This window comes from Rhodococcus aetherivorans, from assembly GCF_011058165.1.
Lineage (GTDB): Bacteria > Actinomycetota > Actinomycetes > Mycobacteriales > Mycobacteriaceae > Rhodococcus > Rhodococcus aetherivorans.
Window position 1 is genome coordinate 14659 of sequence record NZ_JAALEG010000038.1, and the last position, 25448, is coordinate 40106.

Sequence of the window (25448 nt, forward strand, 5' to 3'; positions counted from 1 at the left end):
GCATGGCGGCACCGTCTAAAATCGAGCGCATGACTGCCGCCATGTCCGATGATCTGCTCGCCTACGACGAGGTGCTCGCGAAGTTCGAGCCCGTGATGGGCATGGAGGTGCACGTCGAGCTGCACACCGCGACCAAGATGTTCTGCCCGTGCCCGACCACGTTCGGCGCCGAACCCAACACGCAGGTGTGCCCGGTGTGCCTCGGCCTGCCCGGCTCGCTGCCCGTCGTCAACCAGGCGGCGGTGGAGTCGGCGATCCGCATCGGCCTTGCGCTGAACTGCTCGATCACGCCGTGGGGCCGGTTCGCGCGGAAGAACTACTTCTACCCGGACCAGCCGAAGAACTACCAGATCTCGCAGTACGACGAGCCGATCGCCACCGACGGCTACCTCGACGTGGTCCTCGACGACGGCAGCACGTGGCGCGTGGAGATCGAGCGCGCGCACATGGAGGAGGACACCGGCAAGTCGCTGCACGTCGGTGGCGCCACGGGCCGCATCCACGGGGCGAGCCACTCGCTGCTCGACTACAACCGCGCCGGGGTGCCGCTCATCGAGATCGTCACCAAGCCCATCGTCGGCGCCGGCGAGCGCGCCCCCGAGGTCGCCCGCGCCTACGTCACCGCGCTGCGGGACCTGCTGAAGGCCCTCGACGTGTCCGACGTGCGCATGGACCAGGGCTCGATGCGCTGCGACGCCAACCTCTCCCTCAACCCGATCGGAGCGGCGGAGTTCGGCACCCGCACCGAGACGAAGAACGTCAACTCGCTCAAGTCGGTCGAGGTCGCCGTGCGGTACGAGATGCGCCGCCAGGCCGCGGTCCTGACCGCGGGCGGCACGGTGATCCAGGAGACCCGGCACTTCCAGGAGGCCGACGGCACCACCTCGCCGGGCCGGCGCAAGGAGACCGCGGAGGACTACCGCTACTTCCCGGAACCGGACCTCGAACCGATCGCCCCGAGCGCGGAGTGGATCGAGGACCTGCGCGCCACCCTCCCCGAGCTGCCGTGGCTGCGGCGCGCCCGGATCCAGGCCGAGTGGGGCATCTCCGACGAGGAGATGCGCGACCTCGTCAACGCCGGCGCCCTGGACCTGATCATCGCCACCACCGAGGCCGGCGCCCCCGCCTCCGAGTCCCGGTCCTGGTGGGTCGCCTACCTGGCCCAGCAGGCCAACACCCGCGGCGTCGAGCTCGTCGAGCTGCCGATCACCCCGGAGCAGGTCGCGCAGGTGATCGCCCTCGTCGCCGACGGCACGCTCACCAACAAGCTCGCCCGCAAGGTCGTCGACTACGTGCTCGCCGGTGAGGGCGACCCGAAGCAGATCCTCGCTGCGCACCCCGAACTCGTGGTCGTGCGCGACGACTCGCTCATCAAGTCGGAGGTGGAGAAGGCGCTGGCCGCCAACCCCGACATCGCCGACAAGATCCGCAGCGGCAAGGTCCAGGCGGCCGGCAAGATCGTCGGCGACGTGATGAAGGCCACCCGCGGCCAGGCCGACCCGGCCCTGGTCAAGGAGCTCGTGCTCGCCGCCTGCAGCTGAGTTCTTCCACGAGAGGTTCTTCCGCGAGCGGGCGGCCTGCCGGGATGGCAGGCCGCCCGTGTGTCTACTGCGTGTCGCCGGCGATGTTCACCATCCACTGGATGCCGAACTTGTCGGTGCACATGCCGAAGTGGTCGCCCCACGGTGCTCGCTCGAGCGGCATGGCGATGGTTCCGCCGTCGCTCAGCTGGTCCCAGTAGCCCCGCAGCTCGGCCTCGTCGTCGCCGCTGAGCGAGATCGAGATGTTGTCCCCCGGGTTGTAGCTCATCTGGTTGGGGGTGTCCGCCGCCATCAGGACGAGACCGTTCGGGCTCGCCAGCATCGAATGCATGATCTTGTCCTGCTCGGACGGGTCGTCGCTCGCGTGCATCTCCGCGAACGTGCTCACATCCAATTCTCCGCCGAACACGGCTCGGTAGAACTCCATGGCCTGGCGGGCATTGTCGCGAAAGCTGATGTACGGATTCAGGCGTGTGGTCATGCGGGCCCCTCCCTCGGGCGTGCCACTGCTTCGGACCGATCGGCGACATTGTTGCACCGTCCCGGGTCGAACGGGGAAGTGTGCCGGAAGCAATTGCGACACAGCCGAATTCGAGTAATCCGAACCGTCGCGGGAGCGGGTGCGGGCGGATCCGCCGCGAAAACGCTGAGATTCGACCGAAACGTCCGTATTGTCACTGTCGTCGTGGGGCGGGTCGACGCTCATGGCGCACGGGCGGCCGGATTTCTCGTCGGACATCGCGGAGGATCAATGTGCACTCGGGCAATGTGGACCGGAAGCGGGCACGGCGTTCTCGTCGGCCGGAACATGGACTGGCGCGAGGAGATGGACACGAACCTGTGGTCGCTTCCGCGGGGGGTCGACAGGATCGGGCACGACCGCGATCCCGACCCGGTGACCTGGACGGCCCGGTACGGCAGTCTCGTGGCCGCCGTCTGGGACAACGCCACGAGCGACGGGATCAACGAGCGCGGCCTGGCCGCCCACGTGCTGTGGCTCGCGGAGGCGGACTTCGGGGAACGGGACCCGGAACTGCCCGCGCTCGCGGTGTCCCTGTGGCCGCAGATCTTTCTGGACCTGTGCGGCACCGTCGACGAGTGCCTCGCCCTGATGGCCGAGCGGCCCTTCCAGGTCCGACCGTTGATCGAGCCGCGCTCCCAGCGTCCCGCGACCGTGCATCTGGCCCTCGAGGACGCGAGCGGTGACTCCCTGATCCTCGAGCACATCGGTGGAACGCTGCGGATACATCACGGCCGCGCGAACACCGTCATGACGAATTCACCGCCGTACGACGAGCAGATCGAACTCCGGAAGAGCTTTACCGGTTTCGGGGGATCCGAGCCGCTGCCCGGCACCACGGAGGCGTCCGACCGCTTCGTCCGGGCAAGTTACTATCTCGACCGACTGCCCGCCGTGGAGACCCCGGCCCGTGCGTATGCGGCGCTGCTCAGCGTCATGCGCAATGTCGCGCAACCGTTCGGCGAACCCGATCCGCAACGGCCGAACATCTCGATGACGATCTGGCGCACGCTGACGGACCTGACCGAGGGGCTGTACATGTTCGAATCGTCGTTCAGCCCGAACATCGTGTGGACCCGGTCGGCCGACCTGGACTTCTCGACCTGCCGCAAGCTCGACCTTGCGAAACCGGGCCTGCTGGGCAACGTGAGCGGCGCGTTCACCGACGCGGCCGAGCCGCCCTTCACGCTGTCGTGACGTACCCCGAGACGAACGGTTCCGGCTAGTCGAAGCCGCCCCCGCCGGCGGGGAACTGGATCAGCACGACCCGATCGTCGTTCGGGCCCGGTTCGCCGCCGGCCTTGTTGACGGTGGACACCCACAGCTGCCCGTCGCCGCCCGCCGACGCGCCGCCGAGACGGCCGTAGCGGTCCTGCACCGCCGGCACGGGCGCCGCCGTCACCGCCCCTGTTCCCGGATCGATGGCGACCACCGCAACCGCCTTGCCGTCCGTCAGCGACACAGCGACCGCGTCCGCACCGGCCGCGCATCCGGCCACGCCCGGACGCTCGGGCCACGTCCAGGCGGGGGACGCGCCCACCGCGCCGTCCACGCCGACACGCTGCAGCCGGTCCTCGAGCGCGGTGCGGTCGGTGACCCACAGGTTCCCGGCGGGATCCCGGCACACGTCGCCGGCCGTTCCGATCCCCGAGAGCACGACCGACGGCGCCGCGGCCGCACCCGGCGCCGGCAGAGGCATCCGCAGCAGCTTCCCGGCGAGCGACGCCGGATCGGCGGCCGCGGCCGGATTCCCGGCGTCGCCGGTGAGCACCACCAGGTCGGTGGGTGAGGTGAACTCGAGCGCGCCCGCGTTCCCGCTCGCCCCCCGCGGGATGCCGGTGAACACGGGCTTCGGGACGTCGCCCGCGGCGAGCCGCACGACGCGGTTGTCGGTCGGGGTGGTGATGTAGGCGTAGAGCAGCCGATCCTCGTCGAAGGTCGGCGACAGCGCGAGATCGAGCAGCCCGCCGTCGCCGGAACCGTCGACCGGCACGGTGGCCACCTCCACCGGTTCCGTCCGCGGTGCCACCCGCAGGATCCGGCCCGTGCGCCGCTCCGCGACGAGAGCGGAGCCACCGTCCGGCATGGTGACCAGCCCTCCCGTGGTGTCGAGGCATGTGGCGACCACCGCGGGGTCGGGGTCCTGACACGGGCCCGGCGGTGTCGGCGGTGCGCCCGGCGTCGTGGTCGTCGTCGGGGGCTCGAGCGGTTCGAGTTCGGCGCCCGCGTCGAAGCTCGGCTCCGGCGTGAACGGGGTGGTGGTCGCGTCGTCGAAACGGGCACACGACGTGGTGAGGGCGAGCAGACCCACGATCGACGCGACCGTCGCTCGCATCCGTCGCGACCCACCGACTCTCGCGCGCCTCGTCATGACCATGACGTTACCGGGGCGGCGCGCCCCGACTCGGTTCCCGGGTCGGCCGACCCGGGCGACCTACCCTGGTTCGGTGACCGACAAGGCGAAAGACCACGTCCCGGAGCCGACGCCGCAGGATGCCGCGGAGCCGGTGTCGAGTCCCTACGACAATCCCACCCTGGAGCTGCAGCGCCCCCGCTCGTCGATGCTCGAGTCCGATGACGACCTCGATCTCGACAACTCCGCCTTCGAGCGGCGCGGCCCGGCGCAGTACGGGTACGCGGACTCCGACGTCGCCCCCACCGAGCGGATGCACCGGTACGAGCCCGCGGGCGCCGTCGCGGCGCCGATCGGAGCGGAGACCGGTGCCGCGCCCGGGCCGGCGAAGGCGCGCCGCGGCACACTGGACCTGGGGTTGCTCGTGCTGCGGCTCGTCGTCGGCGGCACGATGGTGGTGCACGGGGTGCAGAAGCTGACAGGGCTGTGGGGCGGCCCCGGCATGGACGGGTTCGAGGCGATGCTCGCCGACGCGGGCTACCAGCGTCCGGCCCTGCTCGCGGTGCTCGGTGCGGTGGGGGAGGTGGCGGCCGGAGCGCTGCTGATCCTCGGGTTGCTCACCCCGCTCGCCGCCGCCGCCGTGCTGGCGATCATGATCAACGCGTGGTTGTTCCGGCAGTCCGCCGAGCCGGGACTGCAGTACTTCGCGCCGGACGGGGTGGAGTACGAGACCCTGCTCGCGGCCGCCGCCGCAGTGATCGTGCTGACCGGTCCCGGTCGGGTCGCGGTCGACGGCACCCGCGGCTGGGCGACCCGGCCGTTCGCCGGCTCGCTCGTCGCGCTGCTGCTCGGCGTCGCGGGTGGGGTCTGCCTCTGGATATTCGGCCGCTGACGCGGACGGTGCGTCCTTCGGGCGGCAGGAACAGCCCGAAGGACGCACCGGTGCCTACGGCACCCGGCGGACTGCACCCTTGTCGGCCGAGGTGGCCAACGCGGCGTAGGCGCGCAGGGCGGTGGTGACCGTGCGCTGCCGGTCGACCGGCAGCCACGGGCGCTCCGAAGCCTCCATCTTGGCGCGCCGCTCGGCGAGGACGGCGTCGTCGACGAGGACCTCGAGGGTGCGCGAGGGGACGTCGATGCGGATCCGGTCACCGTTCTCGAGCAGACCGATGACGCCGCCGGACGCCGCCTCGGGCGAGATGTGGCCGATCGACAGTCCCGACGTGCCGCCGGAGAACCGGCCGTCGGTGATCAGGGCGCACTGCTTGCCCAGTCCCGCGCCCTTCAGGAACGCGGTGGGATGCAGCATCTCCTGCATGCCCGGCCCGCCCGACGGCCCCTCGTAGCGGACCACGACGACGTCCCCGGGCTGCACCTTCTTGCCGAGGATCACCGACACGGCCTCCTCCTGCGACTCGACGACCAACGCCGGGCCCTCGAAGGTGAACAGGTCCTCGTCGATGCCGGCGGTCTTGAGTATCGCGCCGTCCGGAGCGAGGTTGCCGCGCAGGACGACCAGTCCGCCCTCGACGGTGTAGGCGTGCTCGACGTCCCGGATGCAGCCGGCCGCGGCGTCCGTGTCCAGCGACGACCAGCGGTTGGCGGTGGAGAACGGCTCGGTGGTGCGGACACCGCCGGGGGCCGCATGGAACAGCTCGATCGCCTCGTCGGAGGCCTTGCCGGAGCGCACGTCCCACGTATCGAGCCACTCGTCGAAGCTCGTCGTGTGGACCGTGGTCACGTCCGTCTCGAGCAGCCCGGCGCGGCGCAGCTCGCCGAGGATCGCGGGGATGCCGCCGGCCCGGTGGACGTCTTCCATGTGGTAGTCCGAGTTGGGGGAGACCTTCGCCAGGCACGGCACCTTGCGGCTGATGGCGTCGATCGTGCCGAGGTCGAAGTCGACCTCGCCCTCCTGCGCCGCGGCGAGCGTGTGCAGCACGGTGTTGGTCGAGCCGCCCATCGCGACGTCGAGCGCCATGGCGTTGCGGAACGCGGCGGGGGAGGCGATGTTGCGCGGCAGGACCGACTCGTCCTCGTCCCGGTACCAGCGCAGCGCCGCCTCGACGACCGTGGTGCCGGCCCGCTCGAACAGCGCCCGGCGTGCCGCGTGGGTGGCCAGCGTCGACCCGTTGCCGGGCAGTGCCAGTCCGAGCGCCTCGGTCAGGCAGTTCATGGAGTTCGCGGTGAACATGCCCGAGCACGACCCGCACGTGGGGCAGGCGCTGCGCTCGACCTCGTCGAGGCCGTCGTCGCTGACGGCGTCGTTGGCCGACGCCGAGATCGCGGTGATCAGGTCGGTGGGGGCCTGCGCGACACCGCCGACGACCACCGCCTTGCCGGCCTCCATCGGGCCGCCCGAGACGAACACCGTCGGGATGTTCAGGCGCATCGCGGCATTGAGCATGCCGGGGGTGATCTTGTCGCAGTTGGAGATGCACACCAGCGCGTCGGCGGTGTGCGCATTGACCATGTACTCCACCGAGTCGGCGATGATCTCGCGGCTGGGCAGCGAGTACAGCATGCCGCCGTGGCCCATGGCGATCCCGTCGTCGACGGCGATGGTGTGGAACTCGCGCGGCACACCGCCGGCGGCCCGCACCGCCTCGGCGACGATCTCGCCGACGTCCTTGAGGTGGACGTGGCCGGGCACGAACTGCGTGTAGGAGTTCGCGATCGCGACGATCGGCTTGCCGAAGTCGGAGTCGGTCATGCCGGTGGCGCGCCACAGGGCGCGGGCCCCGGCGGCGTTGCGTCCGGCGGTGGTGGTGCGTGACCTCAACGGGGGCATCGGGTTCCTCGGGGGCTAGGGCTGCTTCGGGGCTAGGGCTGCTTCGGGGCTGGGGCTGCTTCGGGGCTGTGTGCTGCGCGGGCGCGGCGACGCCGGGGACCGGGCTCCGCCGGACGGGGCCGGAGCGGGCCTGGGCGGCTTCGAATTTACTCGTGTGCTATTTCGACTCGACGTCCGCGTCCGGCTCGGTGTCCGCGGCCTGCTCCCGTGCCTCCGCCTCGCGCGCGGCCGCATACGGGTCGGTGATGCGACCGCCGCTACCGGCGGCGAGCTGGGGGAGACGGCCGAACGTGACGACCGGCAGGGGTACCTCGGTGCCGTCGGTGCGGCGGGCGCGCGCCCAGCCCCGCTTGGGGAATCGCAGGCCGTCGAGTTCGTCCCAGGCCAGGGTCCGGGTCGAGAACGCGGACCGGGCGGTGATGCCCTCGGGCCCGACGACGGTGCGCACCCGCAGCACCCACGCGCCGACGAGGAACGGAATCACCACCATCCAGCCGAACGCGGCGGGCCAGGCCAGGGCCGGGGAGGCCACTCCGAGCAGCACGAACCCACATGCGAGCAGCGCGAGCCGGGAAATCTGGATGACCTGCGGCTGCTGTTCGGCCGTATGGGATGATGGGCGTGGTGGCACGGGCTGCTGTGGAGATGACACCTCACCATCTTCCCATTGCAGCCGAGGCATCTCACATTCTGGGACAGGTGACCGAACCAAGTTGACTGTCGGACCTTCGCGCGCCTACCGTCGAGCGCGTGAATCAGAATGGGTTGCTCGTAATCGGCCGGCGCGTCGTCGCCTGAGCCGCTTCTCGCAACTCGCCCACGACGCGCCACCCTCGTACAGCAGATGCTGCTGACGGGGGTTTTTTGTTGCCCGGAGCCAGAACCAGAGGAATCGCAGTGAGCGCACCAACCGCAAGGCCTCAACCTTCGCCGCGCAAGCCCGGGGCCGCAGCCCCGTCGCCCGCGGCCGCGGCCACCCAGTCCGGTAACCGTCGCCAGGTCGCCCCCGAGCGGGTCACCGGCGCACAGTCGGTGGTCCGGGCCCTCGAGGAGCTCGAAGTCGACACGGTATTCGGCATTCCGGGCGGTGCGATCCTCCCCGTCTACGACCCGCTGTTCGACTCGCAGAAGGTCCGGCACGTGCTGGTCCGCCACGAGCAGGGCGCCGGCCACGCCGCGACCGGATACGCCCAGGCCTCCGGCAAGGTCGGCGTGTGCATGGCCACCTCCGGCCCCGGCGCCACCAACCTCGTCACCCCGCTCGCCGACGCGCAGATGGACTCCGTCCCCGTCGTGGCGATCACGGGCCAGGTCGGCCGCGGTCTGATCGGCACCGACGCCTTCCAGGAGGCGGACATCTCGGGCATCACCATGCCGATCACCAAGCACAACTTCCTCGTGACCGACGGCGCCGAGATCCCCCGCGTCCTCGCCGAGGCGTTCTACCTGGCCGCGTCCGGCCGTCCCGGCGCGGTGCTCGTGGACATCCCGAAGGACATCCTGCAGGCCCAGACCACCTTCAGCTGGCCCCCGGAGATGCATCTGCCCGGCTACCGTCCCGTGACCAAGCCGCACGGCAAGCAGGTCCGTGAAGCCGCCCGCCTGATCGCCGAGGCGAAGTCGCCCGTGCTGTACATCGGCGGCGGTGTCATCAAGGCCGAGGCCTCTCCGGAGCTGCTCGAGCTGGCCGAGCTCACCGGCATCCCGGTCGTCACGACGCTCATGGCGCGCGGTGCGTTCCCCGACACCCACCGGCTCAACTGCGGTATGCCCGGCATGCACGGCACCGTCGCGGCGGTCGCCGCCCTGCAGAAGTCCGATCTGCTGATCACGCTCGGCGCGCGGTTCGACGACCGCGTCACCGGTCAGCTCGACTCGTTCGCGCCCGGCGCGAAGGTCATCCACGCGGACATCGACCCGGCCGAGATCGGCAAGAACCGGCACGCCGACGTGCCGATCGTGGGTGACTGCAAGGAGGTGATCGTCGAGCTGATCGAGGCGATCCGTGCGGATCTCGCGACGGGCACCACGCTCGAGTACGCCCAGTGGTGGGAGTACCTGGACGGGATCCGCCGCACCTACCCGCTCAGCTACGACCGGCCCGTCGACGGCATGCTCTCGCCGGAGTTCGTGATCCAGAAGGTCGGCAAGCTCGCCGGACCGGACGCGATCTACTGCGCCGGCGTCGGCCAGCACCAGATGTGGGCCGCGCAGTTCATCGACTACGAGAAGCCACGGACCTGGCTCAACTCCGGCGGCCTGGGCACCATGGGCTACGCCGTTCCGGCGGCCATGGGCGCCAAGATGGGCGTGCCCGACGCCGAGGTGTGGGCCATCGACGGCGACGGCTGCTTCCAGATGACCAACCAGGAACTGGCGACCTGCGCGGTGGAGGGTGTGCCGATCAAGGTCGCGCTCATCAACAACGGCAACCTCGGCATGGTGCGGCAGTGGCAGACGCTGTTCTACGAGGAGCGGTACTCGAACACGGACCTGGCCACCCACACCCTGCGCATCCCCGACTTCGTCAAGCTGGCCGAGGCTCTGGGCTGCGTCGGCATCCGCGTCGAGCGCGAGGAGGAGGTCGAGGACGCGATCCGCCAGGCGCAGTCGATCAACGACCGTCCGGTGGTCATCGACTTCATCGTCGGCAAGGACGCCCAGGTGTGGCCGATGGTCGCCGCGGGCACCGGCAACGACGAGATCATGGCGGCGCGGGGCATCCGCCCGCTGTTCGACGAGGACGAGGCGGCCGCCGAGCCGGCCGTCATCCACGAGGCACTCGAGCACGAGAAGCACCCGGACCAGCGCGGCGCCGCAGCAGCAGGAGAGGATCGTCAGTGAGCACCAGTCACACCCTCAGCGTTCTCGTCGAGGACAAGCCGGGCGTGCTGGCCCGCGTGGCGAGCCTGTTCTCCCGCCGCGGGTTCAACATCGAATCCCTCGCGGTGGGCGGCACCGAGATCCCCGAGATCTCCCGGATGACGATCGTCGTCACCGTCGACGAGTTCCCGCTCGAGCAGGTGACCAAGCAGCTCAACAAGCTCGTCAACGTCATCAAGATCGTCGAGCAGGAAGAGGAGGCCTCGGTCGCCCGCGAGCTGCTGCTGATCAAGGTGCGGGCGGACGCGAGCGTGCGGACGCAGGTCATCGAGACGGTGAATCTGTTCCGCGCCAAGGTGATCGACGTCTCGCCCGAGTCACTCACGATCGAGGCCACCGGTACCCGGTCCAAGCTCGACGCCCTGCTGCGGATGCTCGAGCCCTACGGCATCCGCGAGATCGTGCAGTCCGGGGTCGTCGCGGTCGGACGCGGTCCGAAGTCGATCACGGCCACCCGTTAGCCTGAACACACCCTTATTTGCTGAGAGAGGTAACAACTGTGGCAGTCGAGATGTTCTACGACGACGACGCCGATCTGTCGATCATCCAGGGCCGCAAGGTCGCGGTGATCGGCTACGGCAGCCAGGGACACGCGCACTCGCTGAGCCTGCGCGACTCCGGTGTCGAGGTGCGCATCGGTCTGAAGGAAGGCTCGAAGTCGCGGGCCAAGGCGGAGGAGGCGGGCCTGGCGGTCGGCACCCCGGCCGAGGTCGCCGAGTGGGCGGACGTCATCATGCTGCTGGCGCCCGACACCGCGCAGGCGTCGATCTTCAAGGAGGACATCGCGCCGAACCTGAAGGACGGCGACGCGCTGTTCTTCGGCCACGGCCTGAACATCCACTTCGGTCTCATCGAGGCGCCGGAGTTCGTCACCGTCGCGATGGTCGCCCCGAAGGGCCCCGGCCATCTCGTGCGCCGCCAGTTCGTCGACGGCAAGGGCGTCCCCGCGCTCATCGCCGTCCACCAGGATCCCAAGGGCGAGGGCCAGGCGCTGGCGCTGTCCTACGCCAAGGGCATCGGCGGCACCCGGGCCGGCGTCATCAAGACCACCTTCAAGGAAGAGACCGAGACCGACCTGTTCGGTGAGCAGGCCGTCCTCTGCGGTGGCACCGAGGAACTGGTCAAGACCGGTTTCGACGTGATGGTCGAGGCCGGCTACGCCCCGGAGATGGCGTACTTCGAGGTGCTGCACGAGCTCAAGCTCATCGTCGACCTCATGTACGAGGGCGGCATCGCCCGCATGAACTACTCGGTGTCCGACACCGCCGAGTTCGGTGGCTACCTCTCCGGGCCGCGCGTCATCGACGCCGGCACGAAGGAGCGCATGAAGGAGATCCTGAAGGACATCCAGGACGGCACCTTCGTCAAGCGTCTCGTCGCCAACGTCGAGGGCGGCAACAAGGAGCTCGAGTCGCTGCGCAAGAAGAACGCCGAGCACGGTATCGAGGTCGTCGGCAAGCAGCTGCGCGACCTGATGAGCTGGGTGGACCGCCCGATCACCGAGACCGCCTGATCGGATCCCGCCGCTTCGACGGCCCGGCACCGCTGTGGTGCCGGGCCGTCGGCGTTCCAGGGTGGATAATGCGCTGATGTCCTGGGGCCTGGGAAAGCTGCCGGGGGTCGTCACGGCCCGCACCTACCGCCGGGAGTGGCTGCGCCCCGACATCACCGCCGGCCTGGCACTCACCGCGCTGCTCATCCCCGCGGGCATGGGCTACGCGACGGCCGCCGGGTTGCCCGCCTACGCCGGCCTGTACGCCACGATCGTCCCGCTGCTGGTGTACGCGCTGGTGGGTCCGTCGAAAGTGCTTGTGCTCGGGCCTGATTCGTCCCTCGCCCCGCTCATCGCCGCGGCGGTGCTCCCGCTCGCCGCGACGGGCGACCCGCAGGAGGCGCTCGCGCTCGCGGGGGTTCTGGCCCTGCTCGTGGGCGTGATCCTCGTCGTCGCCGGCTTCCTGCGCCTCGGTTTCGTCACCGAACTGCTGTCCAAGCCCATCAGGCTCGGCTATCTCAACGGCATCGCGCTGGTCGTCGTGGTCGGTCAGCTCCCGAAACTGCTCGGCTTCTCGATCGACGAGCCGGGCCTGCTCCAGGACACCGCCGCGATCGTCCGGGCGGTGGCCGCCGGCGACGTCGACCTCGTCGCGGCGACCGTCGGTGTGGCGTCCCTGGCGGTCATCGTGGCGTTCCGCCTCCTGCGGGCGCGCATCCCGGGTGTCCTGGTCGCCGTGGTCGGGGCGTCCGTGGTGTCCGCGCTGCTCGGCCTCACCGACGAGATCGTCATGGTCGGGGCGCTGCCGTCGGGGCTGCCGACGCCCGATGTGGCAGCGGTGAGCTGGGGCGACGTGCTCGCACTGCTCGGCCCGGCGGCCGGCGTCGCGCTCATCGCGTTCGCCGATACCGGCGTGCTCTCGCGCACGTTCGCCGCCCGCCGCGGCGACGACGTGGACGGCAGCACCGAGATGAAGGCCATCGGCGCCGCCAACGTCGCGACCGGGCTGTTCAGCGGTTTCCCCATCTCGGCGAGCTCGTCGCGCACGCCCGTCGCCGAGCAGAACGGTGCCCGCACCCAGCTCGTCGGGGTGGTCGGTGCCGCCGCCGTGCTGCTGTTCGTGCTGCTCGCGCCCGGCGCGACCGCCTATCTGCCCGAGGCGACCCTCGCCGCGGTCGTCCTCGTCGCCGCCTCGGCACTCATCGACGTGCGCGGCGTGATCCGCATGTGGCGGATGAGCCGGATCGAGGCCGGTCTCGCGGCGGCGGCCTTCCTCGGAGTGGCGCTCGTCGGGGTGCTCGAGGGGATTCTCGTCGCCATCGGGCTCTCCTTCGTCGCCGTCGTGGGACACGCATGGTCGCCGTACCGCACCGAACTCGTCGAGCTCACCCGCGTCGCGGGTTTCCACGACATCAATCGCCACCCCGAGGGGCATCGGATCCCGGGCCTGCTGCTCGTGCGGTTCGACGCCCCGCTGTTCTTCGCCAACGGCTCGATCTTCGACGACTACGTCCGCTCGCTGGTCGCGAAATCGCCCGAGCCGGTCGAGTGGGTCGTGATCGCCGCGGAACCGATCACCGGCCTCGACACCACCGCCGTCGACGAACTCGTCGACCTGGACCGGTACCTGGCGGGCAAGGGCATCCACCTGGCCTTCGCCGCGATGAAGGGTCCGATCAAGGACCGGCTGGTGCGGTTCGGGCTGGGAGATCGGTTCACCCGGGACCGCTTCTATCCGACGGTCCGCACCGCCGTCGTCGCGTTCCGGCACCGGCGATCCACCGCGGGTCCCGGCCCCGCATAGCCGGGGCACGGCGTTCCGCCCTCGCGGTCCACTCGCGCCGGGCCGCGGCCTGGTGCAGGGTCCCGGCGAAACGGTGCCTGTGCGAACGGAACTCGTCGGTGGTCTGCGAGCGACGTTCCCCCGGGCGCAGGTTCGCCGGACCACAGGTGCCACCCGGACGGTCCCGCTCCGGACCCGGAATGCGGCTCGCGCCGGGACGGCGGCACCAGGTACCGGATCGGCCGGAGGGCCTTCCCGGCTCGGATTCGCCGGCGTTCGGGTCCGAACGGACCGCGGCCGTGGCGCCGCGGGCGTGGGTCGTTTCGTACCAGTAGGCAACCCATTCCGGGGCCGTGGCCCCGGGGCCACGGCCCGGGCACTAAACTGAGCCCGGTCACGGCTGCATTCGCGCACCTCGGGGTGCGGCGCCGTCGACGACCCGTCAGACAAACCAACCACAGGGGAGTTCGCACGTGAGCCAGAATGGCCGTCCCGTTGTCCTGATCGCCGACAAGCTGGCGCAGTCGACCGTCGATGCGCTCGGTGACGGTGTCGAGGTGCGCTGGGTCGACGGTCCGGACCGTCCCGCGCTGCTCGCGGCGGTGCCCGAGGCGGACGCCCTGCTGGTCCGTTCGGCGACCACGGTCGACGCCGAGGTCCTCGCCGCCGCCACGAGGCTGAAGATCGTCGGTCGCGCCGGCGTCGGCCTCGACAACGTCGACATCCCGGCCGCCACCGAGCGCGGTGTGATGGTCGTCAACGCTCCGACGTCCAACATCCATTCGGCCGCCGAGCACGCCGTGGCGCTGCTGATGGCCACGGCCCGGCAGATCCCCGCCGCCGACCGCACCCTGCGTGAGCGCACCTGGAAGCGTTCGAGCTTCAACGGCACCGAGATCCTGGGCAAGACCGTCGGCGTCGTCGGTCTGGGCCGGATCGGACAGCTGTTCGCGCAGCGCCTCGCCGCCTTCGAGACCCACGTCATCGCCTACGACCCCTACCTGCCGCCGGCCCGTGCCGCCCAGCTCGGGATCGAACTGGTCGACATCGACGAGCTGATCGAGCGTGCCGACTTCATCTCCGTGCACCTGCCCAAGACCAAGGAGACGGCAGGCCTGATCAACGCCGAGCGGCTCGCGCGGGCCAAGGACGGCGTCATCATCGTCAACGCCGCCCGCGGTGGTCTCATCGACGAGGACGCCCTCCACGACGCCCTCGTCTCCGGCAAGGTTCGCGCCGCCGGCCTCGACGTCTTCCACTCCGAACCCTGCACGGACTCGAAGCTGTTCGACCTCGACAACACCGTCGTCACCCCGCACCTCGGCGCCTCCACGACCGAGGCCCAGGACCGCGCCGGAACCGACGTCGCCAAGAGCGTGCTGCTGGCCCTGGCCGGTGAGTTCGTCCCGGACGCCGTGAACGTCTCCGGCGGCCCGGTCGGCGAGGAGGTCGCACCGTGGCTCGAGCTCGTGCGCAAGCTCGGCCTGATCGCCGGCACCCTCTCGCCGGAGGCGGTGCAGAACGTGCAGGTCGTCGCCAGCGGCGAACTCTCCGCGGAGAACGTCGAGATCCTCGGCCTCGCCGCGCTGCGCGGCCTGTTCTCCGCCAGCAGCGACGAGCCGGTCACCTTCGTCAACGCCCCGGCCCTCGCCGAGCAGCGCGGCGTGAGTGTCGAGGTCGACAAGCACAGCGAGGCCTCCACCCACCGCAGCGCGGTGGAGGTCCGCGCCGTGGCCGCCGACGGTCTCGTCACCACCGTCACCGGTGCGCTGACCGGCCTGCAGCAGATCGAGAAGATCGTCAACATCAACGGCCGCAGCTTCGACCTGCGCGCCGAGGGCCACAACCTCGTCGTCCACTACGAGGATCGCCCGGGCGTGCTCGGTGTCCTCGGCACGGTCCTCGGCAACGCCGGGATCGACATCCAGGCGGCGGCACTGAGCCAGGACGTCGAGGGCCCCGGCGCCACGGTGATCCTGCGGGTCGACCGGGTCGTCGGCGACACCGAGGTCGCGCAGATCGTGGAGCGGCTCGACGCCCGCGTCGCGCAGGTCGACCTGTCCTGAACCACCCCCCGCTGTATCCGATGGCCGCGATCGTCGAGCACGGTCGCGGCCGTCGTCGCGAAGAGGAAGAGAGTGTGTGCCCATGAAGCTTGCGGTCATCCCCGGTGACGGCATCGGTGTCGAGGTCACGGCCGAGGCCCTCAAGGTGCTCAGGACGCTGGTCCCCGATCTCGAGACCACCGAGTACGACCTCGGTGCCCGGCGGTACAACGCCACCGGGGAACTGCTCCCGGACGCCGACCTGGCGGCGATCCGCGCGCACGACGCGATCCTGCTCGGCGCCATCGGCGACCCGTCCGTCACCCCGGGCGTGCTCGAGCGGGGCCTGCTGCTGAACATGCGGTTCGCGCTCGATCACCACGTCAACCTGCGGCCGTCGCGGCTGTACCCGGGGGCGAAGTCCCCGCTCGCGGCGCAGCCGGAGATCGACTTCGTCGTGGTGCGGGAGGGCACCGAGGGCCCCTACACCGGCAACGGCGGCGCCATCCGCGTCGGCACCCCCCACGAGATCGCCACCGAGGTCTCGGTCAACACCTGGTTCGGTGCCGAGCGCGTCGTGCGTTACGCCTTCGAGCTCGCGCAGAGCCGGCGCAAGCACCTCACCCTGATCCACAAGACCAACGTGCTCTCCAACGCCGGTGCCATCTGGACGCGTGCGGTCGAGACGGTGGGCGCGGAGTACCCGGAGGTCGAGATGGCCTACTGCCACATCGACGCCGCCACCATCTACATGGTCGACGACCCGGGCCGGTTCGACGTGATCGTGACCGACAACCTGTTCGGCGACATCATCACCGATCTCGCCGGTGCGGTCACCGGGGGCATCGGCCTGGCGGCCAGCGGCAACATCGATGCCTCCGGCACCAACCCGTCGATGTTCGAGCCGGTCCACGGCAGCGCCCCGGACATCGCGGGCAAGGGCATCGCCGACCCGACCGCGGCGATCCTGTCGGTCGCCCTGCTGCTGCGCCACCTCGGCCGGGCGGACGAGGCGGCCCGGGTCGAGCGTGCGGTCGAGGCGGACCTCGCCGCCCGCGGCACGGGCCCGATCGTGACCACGGAGGTCGGCGACCGCATCGCGGCCGCCCTCTGATCCGGTCTCGGTGCGGCCTCCCGGTGTCCGGGAGGCCGCACCGGCTCATTTGCGGGGGACCAGGGGCACCGCGGCGGCCGGGATCAGCGCGGCGAGCGCGAACGCCGCGGGAAAGCCGGCCAGTGCGATGAGCCCGCCGAACGCGGGACCCACGCACGCCGCCGCGACGAACTGGCCGGTGTTCTGGATGCCGAGCGCGCGGCCACCCCAGAACGGTCCCGCGATCTCGGCGACGGCGGTGAAGGCCAGCCCGTTCGGGGCCACCGTCGTCACCGATGCCACGATCAGCAGCGCGACGGCGACGGCCGAGTCGGTGAGCGCGGCGGCCGCGAGCGCTGCCATGGACAGCACGACGGAGAGCGCCACGAGCCGCAGCGGCCGCAGGCGGCTGCCGACCCGGTCGGACCACCCGCCGGCGGCGACGCGACCGAGCGCACCGAGGAACTGCGCGGCGGTGATGACCAGGCCCGCGGCGGACTCGGTCCAGCCGCGCTCGGAGATCAGCCACACCAGCGCGTAGGTCCACACCACGTACTGGGGCACCACCAGCAGCACCGACGCGGCGTGGATCCGTTGCAGCGACCGCCCGGCACGGTAGGGGTTGTCGAGCAGGCCGAGCTCTGCGGCCCGGCCGCGTTCCGGCCGCGGTGGGTCGACGATGCCGACCGCGCACGCCACCGCGGCGACGGCACACACCGAGGCGGAGAAGGCCAGGGCCGAGCCGATTCCGTGGTCGCGCGCGAGCGGCGGAATGGTCAACGCGGCGACGGCGACGCCGAGCGGCAGCGACATCTGCCGGATCCCCATGGCGAGACCACGCTGGTGCGGCGGGAACCAGCCGACGACGACGCGACCGCTCGCGGCGTTGGCGCTCGCCGCGGCGGCACCACCGAGAGCGAGCATGAGCGCGAGCATCGGCAGGGTCCCGCTGGCGGCGGCTGCGGCCGTGGCCGCCGCAGCCAGTGCGAGCCCTGCGGCCAGGACCCGCCGCTCGCCGAACCGGTCGGCCAGGGCACCCCACGCGACGAGGCTGAACACGACCCCGAATATCGGCGCGGCCGAAAGTGTTCCGGCCTGGGCGAGCGTGAGTCCGCGATCCTCGTGGAGCGCGGGGATGAGGAAGGCGGCGCCGTTGACGAGGACCGCCTGGGCCGCCTGCGCGAACACGCCGAGCGCCAGGATGACCCAGCGCCGCGCGCCGATGTCCCGAACCGTCATGTCATCTCACTATCTGAAACAAAATTCCCGTATTGTGAACTTCCCGGTGGCAGCCTATACCTGCGTCCCGTGGTCCGCAGGGCCGCCAGCGGCGACACGGATAGACTCCCCGGCATGCGCCTTGGTCGAATTGCCAGCCCGGACGGTGTCGCCTTCGTCAGCATCGAGGGAGAGGGGGACGCCGCGACGGCGAAGGAGATCGCCGAACACCCCTTCGGCACCCCGACCTTCACCGGCCGCAGCTGGCCGCTCGCCGACGTCCGGCTGCTCGCGCCGATCCTGGCGAGCAAGGTGGTCTGCGTCGGCCGCAACTACGCCGCCCATGCGGCCGAATCCGGGAACGAGGTTCCCGACGAGCCGGTGATCTTCCTCAAGCCGAACACCTCCATCGTCGGCCCGGGGGCGCCGATCGTGCTCCCGCCGAGCAGCGGCCTCGTCCACCACGAGGCGGAGCTCGCCGTCGTCATCGGCCGTCCCTGCAAGGACGTTCCGGCCGCGAAGGCCCTCGACGTCGTCCTCGGCTACACCGTCGCCAACGACGTCTCCGCGCGCGACCATCAGCAGCAGGACGGGCAGTGGACGCGGGCCAAGGGGCACGACACGTTCTGTCCCCTCGGCCCGTGGATCGAGACGAACATCGATCCCTCGGATCTCGAGATCTCCGCGGAGGTCGACGGGCAGACGCGCCAGCGCAGCCGAACGTCGTTGATGGTGCACGACATTCCGAAGCTGATCGAGTGGATCTCGGCGGTGATGACGCTGCTGCCGGGCGACGTGATCCTCACCGGGACCCCGGAGGGGGTCGGGCCGATCGTCGACGGCAACACCGTCTCGATCACCGTCGAGGGCATCGGCACGCTGACGAATCCGGTGACCGCCAAGCGCAGGTAGCAGGCGGACCGCGGCTTCGCGGCCGGCACGCCCGGGACTAGCCTGGAGGGGACTTTTCGATCCCTCGACCCGAGTGAGCCATGACCAACAGCGAAGTACGCGTTCGTTTCTGTCCGTCCCCGACCGGAACCCCGCACGTGGGCCTCGTGCGCACCGCCCTGTTCAACTGGGCTTTCGCCCGTCACCACGGCGGCACCTTCGTGTTCCGCATCGAGGACACCGACGCCGCCCGCGACACCGAGGAGTCGTACCAGGCGATCCTCGACGCGCTCCGGTGGCTCGGCCTCGACTGGGACGAGGGTCCCGAGGTGGGCGGCCCGTACGAGCCGTACCGGCAGTCGCAGCGCCGCGACCTGCATCTCGACGTCGTCGCCAGGCTGCTCGAGGCGGGCGAGGCGTACGAGTCGTTCTCCACGCCCGAGGAGGTCGAGGCGCGCCACCGCGCGGCCGGCCGCGACCCGAAGCTCGGCTACGACAACCACGACCGCGATCTGACCGCGGAGCAGCGGCAGGCGTACCGCGACGAGGGGCGCAAGCCCGTGGTGCGGCTGCGCATGCCCGATCACGACCTGACGTGGAACGACCTGGTGCGCGGCGAGACCACGTTCAAGGCCGGCACCGTGCCCGACTTCGCCCTCACCCGCGGCAACGGCATCCCGCTGTACACGCTCGTCAATCCCGTCGACGATGCCCTGATGCGGATCACCCACGTGCTGCGCGGCGAGGATCTGCTCTCGTCGACCCCGCGCCAGCTCGCGCTCTACGAGGCGCTGCAGCGCATCGGCGTGACCGATTTCACGCCCGAGTTCGGCCACCTGCCGTTCGTGATGGGGCAGGGCAACAAGAAGCTCTCCAAGCGCGACCCCGAGTCCAACCTGTTCATCCACCGCGACCGTGGCTTCATCGCCGAGGGACTGCTCAACTACCTCGCGCTCCTCGGCTGGGGCCTGGCCGACGACCGTGACGTCTTCTCGCTCGACGAGATGGTCGCCGCCTTCGACATCGCCAAGGTCAACTCGAATCCGGCCCGGTTCGACCAGAAGAAGGCCGACGCCATCAACGCCGAGCACATCCGCATGCTCGAACCGGCCGACTTCGCGGCCCGGCTGAAGGCGTTCCTCGTGGAGCACGGGCACATCACCGGTGACGTCGACGACGCCCGGTTCGCGGTGGCGGCCGAGCTGGTCCAGACCCGCATCGTGGTGCTCTCGGACGCGTGGGACCTGCTGAAGTTCCTCTACGTGGCCGAGGCCGACTTCACGCTCGACGAGGCGGCCGCGGCCAAGAACCTCGGCCCCGACGCCGCGCCCGTGCTGGACGCGACGATCGCCGCGGCCGACGGTGTGGCCGAGTGGAGCGCGGCGGCCCTCGAAGAGGCCCTCAAGGCCGCGCTGATCGACGAGCTCGGCCTCAAGCCCCGCAAGGCCTTCGCGCCGGTGCGCGTGGCGCTCACGGGCTCGCACATCAGCCCGCCCCTGTACGAGTCGATGGAACTGCTCGGCCGGGACGTCTCGCTCACGCGCCTGCGTGCCGCCCGGGCCCGCATCGCCTGAGCGGTGCCGGGCCGGCCGCGGCGCCCCCGCGGTCGGCCCGGCGTCGCGCAGGTTGTGGATTTACCCGCTCTGACCTGGCGATTTGTTATTGGGGGCACCCATGGTGCTAACCTTCTTCTCGGTTCGGAACGGAGGCCGCAGCGCCGCGAGGCAGGTCTTCGGAACAAGCCATTGGGGTATGGTGTAATTGGCAACACAGCTGATTCTGGTTCAGCCATTCTAGGTTCGAGTCCTGGTACCCCAGCGTCTGCCCGGTGATTTTGTCACCGAGCCTCGGCCGGTTAAGCTGGCTGAGCTTCCCGCCGCAGGGTGGGAGGAGCAACAGAGAAGAAAGTTCCTGGCCCCGTCGTCTAGCGGCCTAGGACGCCGCCCTCTCAAGGCGGTAGCGCGGGTTCAAATCCCGTCGGGGCTACCACGGACGGCCCTTCGATCGCGAGTTCGAAGGGCGTTCTTCTCTGAGCAGTGAAAGTTCCTGGCCCCGTCGTCTAGCGGCCTAGGACGCCGCCCTCTCAAGGCGGTAGCGCGGGTTCAAATCCCGTCGGGGCTACCACGCGAAGGTCCCTCCGATCCACGGATCGGAGGGACCTTCGCTGTTTGTGCTCGTCATCCGCTCTTGCGCCGGAAATTGCGGCGGTGGTCGGCGCTGCCGTGCGGCGCCTGCGCCTTGGCCCTCCCGTCGAGATGGTCCGAGCCGCGACGGGCGTGCTGATTCTTGCGCTCGAGGGCTGCGCGGAACTGCTCCGCGATCCGGTCCCCGCTCGGGTCGTTCATCGCTGTCTCCCTTCCCTCGCCCGGAGCTCGGTCCGGGACATCCCGGAATCTAACTCGGCAACCCGGCGTCTGTCGCCCGGTTTTCCAGGGCCTCGAACAGGTACGGTGCCGTGCTGCCGCCGATCGGCATCGCCGGCATCCCGAGCTTGCGGTGGTCCCAGGACCGGGTCCGGTCCGCGACGACCCGCACCGCGACGCGCTTGTGCATCATCTGCTCGACCGCGGGCCGCAACTCCGCGGTGTAGGGGCCGGTGTAGCGTTCCCACACGCTGCGGCACACTTCGAACAGCACCTCTCGATCCTCGACCACCTCGGCATGCCCCTCGAGCGAGACGCCGCGCAGGGTGTCGTAGGTGTGGCCGTCCTCGACCAGGGCGCTGATCCGGTTGTCGCGCCGCAGATTGACCGCCTTCTGCGATTTCAGCTTCGTCTCGAACCAGATCTCGCCGTCCAGCACCGCGTACCACATCGCGACGAGGTGCGGGAGGCCGCCGGGGCCGATCGTCGCCATCGTCGCGACGCGGCTGCGTTCGAGAAAGTCGCCGATCTCGGCGTCGGTCATCGTGATCTGTGTGCGCTGGTTGGTTCCCATCCGTGCACTGTCGCACAGGAGCCGGCGGGTGGACGGGCTACTGCAGTCGCTTCTGCAGCGCGTCGGCGGCCGCCAGCAGGTCCGCGGCCCAGCGCGCCCCGGGCCGGCGGCCCATGCGGTCGACGGGTCCCGAGACGGAGATCGCGGCCACGACGGCCCCGGATGCATCGCGCACGGGGGCGGCCACCGAGGCGACCCCGGGTTCGCGTTCGGCGACGCTCTGCGCCCAGCCCCGGCGCCGGACTTCGGCGAGGACCCGCTCGCCGAATGCGGCCTCCGGCAGGATCGCCCGCTGCGTCGCGGCGTCGGCCCAGGCGAGCAGGACCCTGGCTCCGGACCCGGCGGTCATCGGCAGCCGGGCCCCCACGAGGACGGTGTCGCGCAGGCCCGTCGGGGGTTCGAGGGCCGCGACGCACACCCGGTGGGTGCCCTCCCGTCGATACAACTGCACGCTCTCGCCGGTGATCTCGCGCAGGCGCGGCAGCACGAGCGAGGCGGCGTCGACGAGTGCGTCGCCCGCGCCTGCCGACAGTTCGGCCAGACCGGGACCCGGCCGCCACTGGCCGTCACCGTCGCGGGCGAGCAGCCGGTGCACCTCGAGCCCGACCGCGAGCCGGTGGGCGGTGGCGCGGGGAAGTCCGGTGCGGGCGCACAGTTCGGTGAGAGTGCAGGGCTGCTCCGCCACTGCATGGAGGACGGCCATCGCTTTGTCCAGCACTCCGATCCCGCTATGCTGTCTCATAGGTCGATACCTCCGTCTCGCATAATGGGAAGCATAACCCACGCGGAACCGGGCGGGGACGACAGCATTCGCGGCCCGGGACAGCCCCGAGAACGGGATCCGCGTTCGTCACGTACGACAGGTGGAGAAGATGGCTGGAAAGACTCTGGCGGAGAAGGTGTGGGACCAGCACGTGGTCGTGCGCGGTACGGGAGAGGGCGCGGCGCGACAGCCGGACCTGATCTACATCGATCTGCATCTCGTGCACGAGGTCACGAGCCCGCAGGCGTTCGACGGTCTGCGGTTGGCGGATCGGCCCGTGCGGCGGCCGGACCTCACCATCGCGACCGAGGACCACAACGTGCCCACGGTCGACATCGACAAGCCCATCGCCGACCCCGTCTCGCGCACCCAGGTCGAGACGCTGCGCCGCAACTGCGAGGAGTTCGGCATCCGGCTGCATCCGATGGGTGACGTCGAACAGGGCATCGTCCACGTCGTCGGACCGCAGCTCGGCCTGACGCAGCCGGGCATGACGGTGGTGTGCGGCGACAGCCACACCTCCACCCACGGCGCCTTCGGTGCCCTGGCGATGGGCATCGGCACGAGCGAGGTCGAGCACGTGCTGGCAACCCAGACACTGTCGCTGCGCCCGTTCAAGACCATGGCGATCACCGTCGACGGCGCACTGCCGCCCGGCGTCACGAGCAAGGATCTGATCCTCGCCGTCATCGCCCGGATCGGCACCGGCGGCGGCCAGGGCTACGTGCTCGAGTACCGCGGCGAGGCGATCCGGAAGCTGTCGATGGAAGCACGGATGACCATCTGCAACATGTCCATCGAGGCGGGCGCCCGGGCCGGGATGATCGCGCCCGACGAGATCACCTACGAGTTCCTGAAGGGCCGCCCGCACGCCCCCCAGGGCGCGGACTGGGACGCCGCGGTGGCCGCGTGGGAGCAGTTGAAGACCGACGAGGACGCGGTTTTCGACGCCGAGGTCCACATCGACGGCTCGTCCCTGACGCCCTTCGTCACGTGGGGCACCAACCCCGGCCAGGGCGCGCCCCTCGGCGCGTCGGTGCCCGACCCGGAGGCGATGGCGGACGAGGGTGAGCGCCTCGCGGCCGAGAAGGCGCTGCGGTACATGGGACTCGAGCCCGGAACCCCGCTGCGTGAGGTGCCGGTCGACACCGTCTTCGTCGGCTCGTGCACCAACGGCCGGATCGAGGATCTGCGCGCCGTTGCGGAAGTTCTCCAGGGCCGCAAGGTCGCCGACGGCGTTCGTATGCTCGTCGTACCCGGATCGATGCGCGTTCGTGCCCAAGCCGAAGCCGAAGGTCTCGGTGAGGTCTTCACGGCCGCGGGCGCGGAATGGCGCCAGGCCGGCTGCTCGATGTGCCTGGGCATGAATCCGGATCAGCTGGCGCCGGGCGAGCGCTGTGCATCGACCTCGAACCGGAACTTCGAAGGCCGCCAGGGCAAGGGCGGGCGCACCCACCTCGTCTCGCCTGAGGTCGCCGCGGCGACCGCGGTGCGCGGCACTCTCTCCGCTCCGGCGGATCTGGACTAGGTCACGGAACCGAAGGAGAATTTCGATGGAAGCCTTCACCACTCACAAGGGCATCGGCGTTCCGCTGCGCCGGTCGAACGTCGACACTGACCAGATCATCCCCGCGGTGTATCTGAAGCGGGTCACTCGAAGCGGATTCGAGGACGGGCTGTTTGCCGCCTGGCGCACGGATCCGGCCTTCGTACTGAACACTCCGCCGTTCGACCGGGGCAGTGTCCTCGTGGCCGGGCCGGATTTCGGCACCGGGTCCTCCCGCGAGCACGCCGTGTGGGCGCTGTCCGATTACGGCTTCCGCGTCGTGATCTCGTCCCGCTTCGCCGACATCTTCCGGGGCAACTCCGGAAAGGCCGGACTGCTGGCCGCTCAGGTCGAGCAGCCGGACGTCGAATTGCTCTGGAAACTCATCGAACAACAGCCGGGACTGGAGCTGGAGGTCGACCTCGAGCATCGCACCGTGACCGCCGGAACCACCGTGGTGCCGTTCAGCATTGACGACTACACCCGGTGGCGTCTGCTGGAGGGTCTCGACGACATCGGGCTCACGTTACGGCAGGTAGAGGCGATTTCCGAGTTCGAAAACGCAAGGCCGTCTTGGAAACCGCGGACCCTCCCGGCGCCCTGATCCGGCCCCGAATCGGGCCTGGGCGGGCCGGATCCGACGACACGTTCGGATCCGGCCCGCCTGTAATTTGCATGAGAATTGGCGTGGCACATAGACTCTTGCCCGTTTGCGGGTCTACCGTGGACTCGAGTCGGTCTGACGGTGGACCGTTATGTGCGGAGGAATGCAATGAACAAGGCAGAGCTGATCGATGTTCTGACCGAAAAACTCGGTTCGGACAGGCGCACTGCAACGGCGGCCGTGGAGCACATGGTCGACGCGATCGTGCGCGCAGTGCACTCGGGTAAGAGCGTCACGATCACCGGCTTCGGCGTCTTCGAGCAGCGCCGCCGCGCGGCGCGGGTCGCGCGCAACCCGCGCACGGGTGAGACCGTGAAGGTCAAGCCGACGTCGGTGCCGGCGTTCCGCCCCGGCGCGCAGTTCAAGGCGGTCATCGCCGGCAGCCAGAAGCTCCCCGCGACCGGTCCGGCCGTCAAGCGGGGCGCGGCTGCCGCGGCGAAGAAGACCGCGGCCGCGAAGAAGACCGCGGCCAAGAAGACCGCGGCGGCGAAGAAGACTGCCGCCAAGGCAGCTCCGGCGAAGAAGGCGACCACGGCGGCCAAGGCTCCGGCCAAGACCACCGCGGCGAAGAAGACCACGGCGGCCAAGGCTCCGGCCAAGACCACCGCGGCCAAGAAGACCACGGCGGCGAAGAAGACCACGGCGGCCAAGGCTCCGGCCAAGACCACCGCGGCCAAGAAGACCACCGCGGCGAAGAAGACCACCGCGGCCAAGGCTCCGGCCAAGACCACCGCGGCCAAGAAGACCACCGCGGCGAAGAAGACCACCGCGGCCAAGGCTCCGGCCAAGAAGACCACCGCGGCCAAGAAGGCGCCGGCCCGGAAGGCTGCAGCCAAGAAGTAGGGCTGCTGGGAGTAGGGCTGCCGAGAACTAGGGCTGCCAACCGGATACCGTCCGTTCGGCGGCCATCGGGGGGAACCTCGATGGCCGC

Annotated in this window: 22 protein-coding genes and 3 tRNA genes; 17 read left to right on the forward strand and 8 right to left on the reverse strand. The window is 70.3% G+C overall.

Annotated elements, in window-relative coordinates:
- Window positions 1-29: 29 nt before the first annotated feature.
- Complete coding sequence (gatB, locus tag G6039_RS16130) at window positions 30-1541, forward strand: Asp-tRNA(Asn)/Glu-tRNA(Gln) amidotransferase subunit GatB (protein WP_006942345.1); 1512 nt, start codon at window positions 30-32, stop codon at window positions 1539-1541.
- Window positions 1542-1605: 64 nt separating this feature from the next.
- Here gatB and G6039_RS16135 read toward each other — a convergent pair whose 3' ends face one another.
- Window positions 1606-2022, reverse strand: a complete 417-nt coding sequence (locus G6039_RS16135) for a VOC family protein (protein ID WP_043796521.1) — start codon at window positions 2020-2022, stop codon at window positions 1606-1608.
- A 285-nt stretch (window positions 2023-2307) separates the two neighbouring features.
- Between G6039_RS16135 and G6039_RS16140 the strand changes: the two genes are divergently transcribed.
- Window positions 2308-3258, forward strand: coding sequence for a linear amide C-N hydrolase (locus G6039_RS16140; RefSeq protein ID WP_029544427.1), 951 nt, complete (start codon window positions 2308-2310; stop codon window positions 3256-3258).
- A 25-nt stretch (window positions 3259-3283) separates the two neighbouring features.
- Here the strand turns inward: G6039_RS16140 and G6039_RS16145 are convergent, their stop codons facing one another.
- Entirely contained in the window at window positions 3284-4396 is a 1113-nt protein-coding gene (locus tag G6039_RS16145) for a PQQ-dependent sugar dehydrogenase (RefSeq protein ID WP_006947419.1), read from the reverse strand.
- Between the two features lie 112 nt (window positions 4397-4508).
- Between G6039_RS16145 and G6039_RS16150 the strand changes: the two genes are divergently transcribed.
- Complete coding sequence (locus G6039_RS16150; protein WP_006947421.1) at window positions 4509-5306, forward strand: DoxX family protein; 798 nt, start codon at window positions 4509-4511, stop codon at window positions 5304-5306.
- A gap of 54 nt (window positions 5307-5360) precedes the next feature.
- Here the strand turns inward: G6039_RS16150 and ilvD are convergent, their stop codons facing one another.
- Window positions 5361-7202, reverse strand: coding sequence for a dihydroxy-acid dehydratase (gene ilvD / locus G6039_RS16155; protein ID WP_043796520.1), 1842 nt, complete (start codon window positions 7200-7202; stop codon window positions 5361-5363).
- A 157-nt stretch (window positions 7203-7359) separates the two neighbouring features.
- Window positions 7360-7833 (reverse strand): PH domain-containing protein, encoded by a 474-nt coding sequence (locus tag G6039_RS16160; protein ID WP_029544420.1) that lies wholly within the window; start codon window positions 7831-7833, stop codon window positions 7360-7362.
- 266 nt (window positions 7834-8099) lie between these two features.
- Between G6039_RS16160 and G6039_RS16165 the strand changes: the two genes are divergently transcribed.
- The 6 genes from G6039_RS16165 (at window position 8100) to G6039_RS16190 (ending at window position 16519) form a co-directional block, all read left to right on the forward strand.
- Window positions 8100-10046 (forward strand): acetolactate synthase large subunit, encoded by a 1947-nt coding sequence (locus tag G6039_RS16165; protein ID WP_080688407.1) that lies wholly within the window; start codon window positions 8100-8102, stop codon window positions 10044-10046.
- On the forward strand, window positions 10043-10546 hold the full coding sequence (gene ilvN / locus G6039_RS16170; RefSeq protein WP_006934252.1) for an acetolactate synthase small subunit: 504 nt from the start codon (window positions 10043-10045) through the stop codon (window positions 10544-10546). Before G6039_RS16165 ends, ilvN begins: the two co-directional genes overlap by 4 nt.
- A gap of 50 nt (window positions 10547-10596) precedes the next feature.
- Window positions 10597-11598, forward strand: coding sequence for a ketol-acid reductoisomerase (ilvC, locus tag G6039_RS16175; protein ID WP_174824794.1), 1002 nt, complete (start codon window positions 10597-10599; stop codon window positions 11596-11598).
- 76 nt (window positions 11599-11674) lie between these two features.
- Complete coding sequence (locus G6039_RS16180) at window positions 11675-13381, forward strand: SulP family inorganic anion transporter (RefSeq protein WP_043796513.1); 1707 nt, start codon at window positions 11675-11677, stop codon at window positions 13379-13381.
- A 452-nt stretch (window positions 13382-13833) separates the two neighbouring features.
- Entirely contained in the window at window positions 13834-15426 is a 1593-nt protein-coding gene (gene serA / locus G6039_RS16185; RefSeq protein WP_006934257.1) for a phosphoglycerate dehydrogenase, read from the forward strand.
- Window positions 15427-15508: 82 nt separating this feature from the next.
- Entirely contained in the window at window positions 15509-16519 is a 1011-nt protein-coding gene (locus G6039_RS16190; RefSeq protein ID WP_043796512.1) for a 3-isopropylmalate dehydrogenase, read from the forward strand.
- A gap of 45 nt (window positions 16520-16564) precedes the next feature.
- Here G6039_RS16190 and G6039_RS16195 read toward each other — a convergent pair whose 3' ends face one another.
- Window positions 16565-17737, reverse strand: a complete 1173-nt coding sequence (locus G6039_RS16195; protein WP_006934259.1) for an MFS transporter — start codon at window positions 17735-17737, stop codon at window positions 16565-16567.
- A gap of 114 nt (window positions 17738-17851) precedes the next feature.
- On the opposite strand from G6039_RS16195, the gene G6039_RS16200 reads away from it, so the two are divergent.
- The 5 genes from G6039_RS16200 to G6039_RS16220 all read left to right on the forward strand — a co-directional run bounded on the left by G6039_RS16200 (window position 17852) and on the right by G6039_RS16220 (window position 20731).
- Window positions 17852-18628, forward strand: a complete 777-nt coding sequence (locus G6039_RS16200; RefSeq protein WP_006934260.1) for a fumarylacetoacetate hydrolase family protein — start codon at window positions 17852-17854, stop codon at window positions 18626-18628.
- Window positions 18629-18708: 80 nt separating this feature from the next.
- A complete protein-coding gene (gene gltX, locus G6039_RS16205; protein ID WP_006934261.1) occupies window positions 18709-20181 on the forward strand; it encodes a glutamate--tRNA ligase in 1473 nt (490 codons plus the stop codon).
- A gap of 172 nt (window positions 20182-20353) precedes the next feature.
- A tRNA-Gln gene (locus G6039_RS16210) sits at window positions 20354-20425 on the forward strand.
- Between the two features lie 95 nt (window positions 20426-20520).
- Window positions 20521-20596, forward strand: a tRNA-Glu gene (locus G6039_RS16215).
- A 59-nt stretch (window positions 20597-20655) separates the two neighbouring features.
- Window positions 20656-20731: transfer RNA gene (locus tag G6039_RS16220), tRNA-Glu, on the forward strand.
- A 53-nt stretch (window positions 20732-20784) separates the two neighbouring features.
- Here G6039_RS16220 and G6039_RS16225 read toward each other — a convergent pair.
- From G6039_RS16225 to G6039_RS16235, 3 genes are read right to left on the reverse strand one after another with little or no spacing between them, the layout of a single operon-like run.
- A complete protein-coding gene (locus G6039_RS16225; RefSeq protein ID WP_006934262.1) occupies window positions 20785-20952 on the reverse strand; it encodes a DUF5302 domain-containing protein in 168 nt (55 codons plus the stop codon).
- A gap of 49 nt (window positions 20953-21001) precedes the next feature.
- Complete coding sequence (locus tag G6039_RS16230) at window positions 21002-21544, reverse strand: pyridoxamine 5'-phosphate oxidase family protein (RefSeq protein ID WP_006934263.1); 543 nt, start codon at window positions 21542-21544, stop codon at window positions 21002-21004.
- A gap of 37 nt (window positions 21545-21581) precedes the next feature.
- Window positions 21582-22286, reverse strand: a complete 705-nt coding sequence (locus G6039_RS16235) for an IclR family transcriptional regulator (RefSeq protein WP_029544405.1) — start codon at window positions 22284-22286, stop codon at window positions 21582-21584.
- Between the two features lie 130 nt (window positions 22287-22416).
- On the opposite strand from G6039_RS16235, the gene leuC reads away from it, so the two are divergent.
- The 3 genes from leuC (at window position 22417) to G6039_RS16250 (ending at window position 25360) form a co-directional block, all read left to right on the forward strand.
- Window positions 22417-23835 carry a 3-isopropylmalate dehydratase large subunit gene (gene leuC, locus G6039_RS16240; RefSeq protein ID WP_029544403.1) on the forward strand — a complete coding sequence of 473 codons (1419 nt, stop codon included), beginning with the start codon at window positions 22417-22419 and terminating at the stop codon, window positions 23833-23835.
- Window positions 23836-23860: 25 nt separating this feature from the next.
- The gene (leuD, locus tag G6039_RS16245; RefSeq protein WP_006934268.1) at window positions 23861-24457 is read left to right on the forward strand and encodes a 3-isopropylmalate dehydratase small subunit; all 597 of its coding nucleotides are present in this window, start codon (window positions 23861-23863) and stop codon (window positions 24455-24457) included.
- A 168-nt stretch (window positions 24458-24625) separates the two neighbouring features.
- Window positions 24626-25360 carry an HU family DNA-binding protein gene (locus G6039_RS16250; RefSeq protein WP_043796505.1) on the forward strand — a complete coding sequence of 245 codons (735 nt, stop codon included), beginning with the start codon at window positions 24626-24628 and terminating at the stop codon, window positions 25358-25360.
- The last annotated feature ends 88 nt before the right edge of the window (window positions 25361-25448 follow it).